At 72.9% G+C, this 5,508-nt stretch carries 6 protein-coding genes; all 6 read left to right on the top strand.

Going from position 1 to position 5,508, the window contains the following annotated elements; genetic code table 11:
- Positions 1-103 precede the first annotated feature (103 nt).
- The 6 genes from ACFT55_RS18790 to ACFT55_RS18765 all read left to right on the top strand — a co-directional run bounded on the left by ACFT55_RS18790 (position 104) and on the right by ACFT55_RS18765 (position 5,466).
- Positions 104-682 (top strand): GNAT family N-acetyltransferase, encoded by a 579-nt coding sequence (locus ACFT55_RS18790; protein WP_380245367.1) that lies wholly within the window; start codon positions 104-106, stop codon positions 680-682.
- 57 nt (positions 683-739) lie between these two features.
- Entirely contained in the window at positions 740-1,186 is a 447-nt protein-coding gene (locus ACFT55_RS18785) for a helix-turn-helix transcriptional regulator (RefSeq protein ID WP_380245366.1), read from the top strand.
- A 13-nt stretch (positions 1,187-1,199) separates the two neighbouring features.
- Positions 1,200-1,610 carry a VOC family protein gene (locus tag ACFT55_RS18780; RefSeq protein WP_380245368.1) on the top strand — a complete coding sequence of 137 codons (411 nt, stop codon included), beginning with the start codon at positions 1,200-1,202 and terminating at the stop codon, positions 1,608-1,610.
- Positions 1,611-1,728: 118 nt separating this feature from the next.
- Positions 1,729-2,163, top strand: a complete 435-nt coding sequence (locus ACFT55_RS18775) for a YdeI/OmpD-associated family protein (RefSeq protein ID WP_380245365.1) — start codon at positions 1,729-1,731, stop codon at positions 2,161-2,163.
- 24 nt (positions 2,164-2,187) lie between these two features.
- Positions 2,188-4,578 (top strand): ATP-binding cassette domain-containing protein, encoded by a 2,391-nt coding sequence (locus tag ACFT55_RS18770; RefSeq protein ID WP_380245364.1) that lies wholly within the window; start codon positions 2,188-2,190, stop codon positions 4,576-4,578.
- A 99-nt stretch (positions 4,579-4,677) separates the two neighbouring features.
- Positions 4,678-5,466: an SDR family oxidoreductase gene (locus ACFT55_RS18765; RefSeq protein ID WP_380245363.1), complete on the top strand. Its 789-nt coding sequence runs from the start codon at positions 4,678-4,680 to the stop codon at positions 5,464-5,466.
- Positions 5,467-5,508: the final 42 nt, after the last annotated feature.

Raw genomic sequence — 5,508 nt, 5'->3', positions numbered from 1 at the left:
CCTTCTGGCGCGCCAGAAGGTGGACAACCACCTGTTCGGCAGCGGCGCGTTGACCTGGGCAGACGTACTGGCCAGCCGTGCGGCGGGCTGTCAGGATCGGTTCATGCCCGTGCTGCTGCCCGTCACGTTCGCGCCGTTCCTGGAGCCCGATCAGCCGACGCTCGACGTGCCCGGGGCGGGCGCGCGGCTGCGGCCGTGGCGGCTCGACGACGCCCCGGCGGTGCGGGCCGTGTACGCGGACCCGGCGATCCAGCGGTGGCACGTGCGCGTGCTGGACTCCGACGACGAGGCGCGCGAGGTGATCCGGGGCTGGCGTGCCGGCTGGGGCGACGGGCGCGAGTCGAGCTGGGCGGTGGCCGACGCGGCGGACGACGCGGTGCTGGGCCGCATGGTCGTCAAGGCGTTCGACCCGCACGGCGTCGGGACGGTCGCCTACTGGACGGCCCCGCAGGCGCGTGGCCGGGGCGTGGCGCCCGCCGCGGCCGACGTCGCCGCCCGGTGGGCGTTCGACTCCGGCTTCCACCGGCTGGAGCTGGTGCACTCGGTCGGCAACGCGCCGTCGTGCCGCGTGGCCGCGAAGGCCGGGTTCGCCGCCGAGGGCGTGCTGCGGCAGTCCGTGCGTCATCTCGACGGCTGGCACGACATGCACCTGCACGCCCGGGTGGCGGCTGACCGATACTGACCGCCGCTGGTCGACGCTGACGTCGCGGACGTCGGTGCGGCGTGGAAGCATCGCACCGTGAGCAGCAGCGACGCCGACCGCCTGCGCGACCTCGCCCGGCTGCGACGCGTGCGCGACCGGATGGACCGGGAGTTCGCGCAGCCGCTGGACGTGGAGGCGCTGGCCCGTGGCGTGCACATGTCGGCCGGCCACCTGAGCCGGCAGTTCAAGCAGGCCTTCGGGGAGTCGCCGTACAGCTACCTGATGACGCGGCGCATCGAGCGGGCGATGGCGCTGCTGCGGCGGGGCGACCTGAGCGTCACGGAGGTGTGCTTCGAGGTCGGGTCGTCGTCGCTCGGCACGTTCAGCACGCGGTTCACGGAGCTGGTGGGGATGTCGCCCAGCGAGTACGCCCGGCGGGCGCGGACGGCGGGCGCGGGGGAGCTGCCGTCGTGCGTCGCGAAGCAGGTCACCCGACCGGTCAGGAATCGAGAAGCGCCGGCCGTGGGGCTGCCCCTAGCGTGATTCCATGAGCGACATCGACATCACCATCCACACCACGTTCCTCCCGCACACCGACCCGGAGGCCTCGCTGGCCTTCTACCGCGACCTGCTCGGTTTCGAGCTCGCGATGGACGTCGGCCAGGACGACATGCGCTGGCTGACGTTCATCTCGCCGGCACAGCCGGACGTCCGGCTCGTCCTCAACCCGCCCGCGGCCGACCCCGGCATCACCGAGGACGAGCAGCGCACGATCCGCGAGCTCATGGCCAAGGGCAGCTATCAGTCGATCATCCTGGGCACCAAGGACCTCGACGGCGTCTTCGAGAAGCTGCAGGCCGCCGACGCCGAGGTGGTCTCCGAGCCCACCGAGCAACCGTGGGGCGTGCGCGACTGCGCGTTCCGCGACCCCGCGGGCAACATGGTCCGCATCGACGAGGTCCGGTGAGCGCCGTGGCCCCGACCGGGCCGGCGCGCCCCGTCGCGCACAGGGTCTGACGGCCGTGTGCGTCCCGGGGATCCCCCGCGTCACGAGACTCAGCAGGCCCGGCAGCGAGGGAGCGCTCATGAGGTTCCGGTCCGTCGTGGAGCCCGCCGAGAAGATGCAGGGGCTCGAGGTCCCGCCGCAGGTCGTGGAGGCGCTCGGCGGGGGTGCGCGGCCGCCGGTGGTGATCACCGTCAACGGCCACAGCTGGCGCAGCCGCGTCGCGATCATGCGGGGCCGCCACCTCCTCGGCCTGAGCCGGGCGAACCGGGAGGCCGCAGGCCTCGAGGTCGGCGCCGAGGTGGAGGTCGAGCTGACGCTCGACACCGAGCCGCGGGACGTCGTCGAGCCCGAGGAGCTCGCGCGGGCGCTCGACGCCGACCCGCTTGCCCGTACGGCGTACGATGCCCTTCCCGCGGGCCGCCGGCGCCGGTACGTGCTCGACGTCGAGGGCGCCAAGCAGGACACGACGCGCGCCCGCCGGATCGAGAAGGTCCTCGCCGAGCTGCACGGCTGACCCCCACCCGAAGGAGAACCCCCGGTGACCGCCACGGAGTCCCCCCGCACCACGACGTCCCACGCCGCCGACGCGCACGACCTCATCCGCGTCCGCGGCGCGCGCGAGAACAACCTCCGCGCCGTGGACGTCGAGATCCCGAAGCGGCGGCTCACCGTCTTCACGGGCGTGTCCGGCTCGGGCAAGAGCTCGCTGGTGTTCGCGACGATCGCCGCCGAGTCGCGCCGCCTCATCGACGAGACGTACTCGACGTTCGTGCAGGGGTTCATGCCCTCGCTGCCGCGGCCGGACGTCGACGTGCTGGAGGGCATCACCACCGCGATCCTCGTGGACCAGGAGCGCATGGGGGCCAACGTGCGGTCCACGGTCGGCACCGTCACCGACGCCAACGCGATGCTGCGCAACCTGTTCAGCCGCGTCGGCGACCCCTACGTCGGCCCGCCGACGGCGTTCTCGTTCAACATCCCGACGTCGACCGCGAGCGGCGTGTTCAGCACCGGCAAGGCCGGTGGCGAGGTCGAGAAGAAGGTCGTGCGCAACCAGGTGTACCTGGGCGGCATGTGCCCGGAGTGCGAGGGCCGCGGCACGGTGTCCGACCTCGACCTGTCCGTCATCGTCGACGAGTCGCTGTCCCTGAACGACGGCGCGATCCTGGTGCCCGGCTACAAGGCCGACGGCTGGATGGTGCGCGGGTTCGCCGAGTCCGGGTTCGTGGACGGGGACAAGCCGGTCCGCGACTACACCGACGCCGAGCGCCACGACTTCCTGTACCGGGAGAAGGGCAAGGTCAAGGCCCTCGGGATGAACATGACGTACCAGGGCCTCATCCCCAAGCTGCGCGAGGCGATGTTCAGCAAGGCCCCCGAGTCGCTGCAGCCGCACGTCCGGGCGTTCGTCGAGCGGGCGGCCGTGTTCGTGCCGTGCCCGGCGTGCGACGGCACCCGGCTCAACGAGTCCGCGCGGTCGGCGAAGGTCAACGGCGCCAGCATCGCGGACGTGTGCCGCATGCAGATCTCGGACGCGGCCGAGTGGGCGCGCGGCGTCGACGACCCGGGCGTGGCCCCCCTGGTGGGGAGCCTGCTGCACCTGTTCGACAAGTTCGTGGAGATCGGCCTCGGCTACCTGTCGCTGGACCGCCCGGCAGGCACGCTGTCCGGCGGCGAGGCGCAGCGCACCAAGATGATCCGTCACCTCGGCTCGGCGCTGACCGACGTCACGTACGTCTTCGACGAGCCGACCATCGGCCTGCACCCGCACGACATCGAGCGGATGAACCGGCTGTTGCAGGACCTGCGCGACAAGGGCAACACGGTGCTCGTCGTCGAGCACAAGCCCGAGGCGATCGCGATCGCCGACCACGTCGTCGACCTGGGTCCGGGCGCGGGCACCGAGGGCGGCACGGTCTGCTTCGAGGGCACGGTCGAGGGGCTCCGCGGCAGCGGCACCCTCACGGGCCGCCACCTCGACGACCGCACGCGCGTCAAGGAGGACGTCCGCACGGCCACCGGCGCGCTGGAGATCCGCGGGGCCGACCAGAACAACCTGCGCGACGTCGACGTCGACGTCCCGACCGGAGTGCTGGCCGTGATCACCGGCGTCGCCGGCTCCGGCAAGAGCTCCCTCATCCACGGCAACCTGGCCGGGCGCGACGGCGTGGTCGTCGTCGACCAGGGCGCGATCAAGGGGTCGCGCCGCTCCAACCCGGCCACCTACACGGGCCTGCTGGAGCCGATCCGCAAGGCCTTCGCGAAGGCGAACGGCGTGAAGCCGGCCCTGTTCAGCGCCAACTCCGAGGGCGCGTGCCCCACCTGCAAGGGCAACGGCCGCATCTACACCGAGCTCGGCTTCATGGAGACCGTCGAGACGCCGTGCGAGGACTGCGGCGGCAAGCGGTTCATGGCGTCCGTGCTGGAGTACACGCTGGGCGGCAAGAACATCGCCGAGGTGCTCGACCTGTCCGTGGCGCAGGCGCACGCGTTCTTCCGCGAGGGCGACGCGAAGCTTCCCGCCGCGCACAAGATCCTGGCGCACCTGGAGGACGTCGGCCTCGGCTACGTGAAGCTCGGCCAGCCGCTCAACACGCTGTCCGGCGGCGAGCGCCAGCGCCTCAAGCTCGCCATGCACATGGGCGAGAAGGGCGGCGTGTACATCCTCGACGAGCCCACCACGGGCCTGCACCTGGCGGACGTCGCGAACCTCCTCGGCCTGCTCGACCGGCTGGTCGACGCCGGGAAGTCCGTGATCGTCATCGAGCACCATCAGGCCGTCATGGCGCACGCCGACTGGATCATCGACCTCGGCCCCGGTGCCGGGCACGACGGCGGGAAGGTCGTCTTCGAGGGCACGCCCGCCGACCTCGTGGCGTCGCGGTCCACCGTCACCGGCGAGCACCTGGCGGACTACGTCGGTGCGTGAGCGCAGGCGTGGATCTGCGGGCAGGTGTCACGTCCGCCGGCGCCGCGTCGTCGGAGGTGCAGGACGCGCGGCGGTCGCGCGCCCACGGAGGAGGACGGCATGAGCGCACGCATCCTGGTCACCGGTGGTACGGGGTACCTCGGCAGGCTGGTGGTGCCCCGCCTGGTGAGCGCGGGCGAGGAGGTCCGGGTCGTGAGCCGGAGCCCGCACGCGTCGGCGGACGGCGTGCGGTACGTCGTCGCGGACTGGGAGACGGGCGAGGGGCTGGCGCAGGCCGTGGGTGACGCGGAGGTCGTGGTCCACCTCGCCGGCGACCAGCTGCACAACGAGCCGATGGCGAGGGCGCTGGTGCGCGCGGTCCGCGACGCGGGCGCGCAGCCGCACCTGGTGAACATCTCGGTGGTGGGTGCGGAGAAGGTGCCGGTGCGGTCGGCCTTCGACCGCCGCGCCCTCGGCTACATGGCGAGCAAGCTGGCCCAGGAGCGGGTGCTGGAGGAGTCCGGGATCGCGTGGACGAACCTCCGCGCCACGCAGTTCCACGAGCTCGTGCTCATCGCCGCCCGCGCCCTCGCGAAGCTGCCCGTCGTGCCGACGCCCACCGGCTGGCAGGCGCAGCCGATCGCGGCCGACGAGGTCGCGGCCCGGCTCGTGGAGCTGGCGCACGGGGAGCCGCAGGGGCGGGTGCCGGACGTCGCCGGGCCGGAGGTGCTCACGTTCCGCGCGATGGTGCGCGCCTACCTCGACGCCGTCGGCTCCCGCCGCCCGACGATGCCGGTGCGCGTCCCGGGGGCGGCGTCGCGCGCGTACGCGGCGGGCGGCAACCTGGCCCCCGACCGCGCCGTCGGCAAGCAGACGTGGGCCGAGTTCCTCGCGGAGCACGTCGCCTGAACCCGCCGACGTAGCGGTTCGGTCTCGTCCGCGCGCAGGACG

Origin of the sequence: Isoptericola sp. NPDC057191, assembly GCF_042670225.1 — a bacterium.
Lineage (GTDB): Bacteria > Actinomycetota > Actinomycetes > Actinomycetales > Cellulomonadaceae > Isoptericola.
The sequence above is the reverse complement of the archived record's forward strand: the minus strand, read 5'-3'. Positions and strand labels throughout refer to the sequence as shown.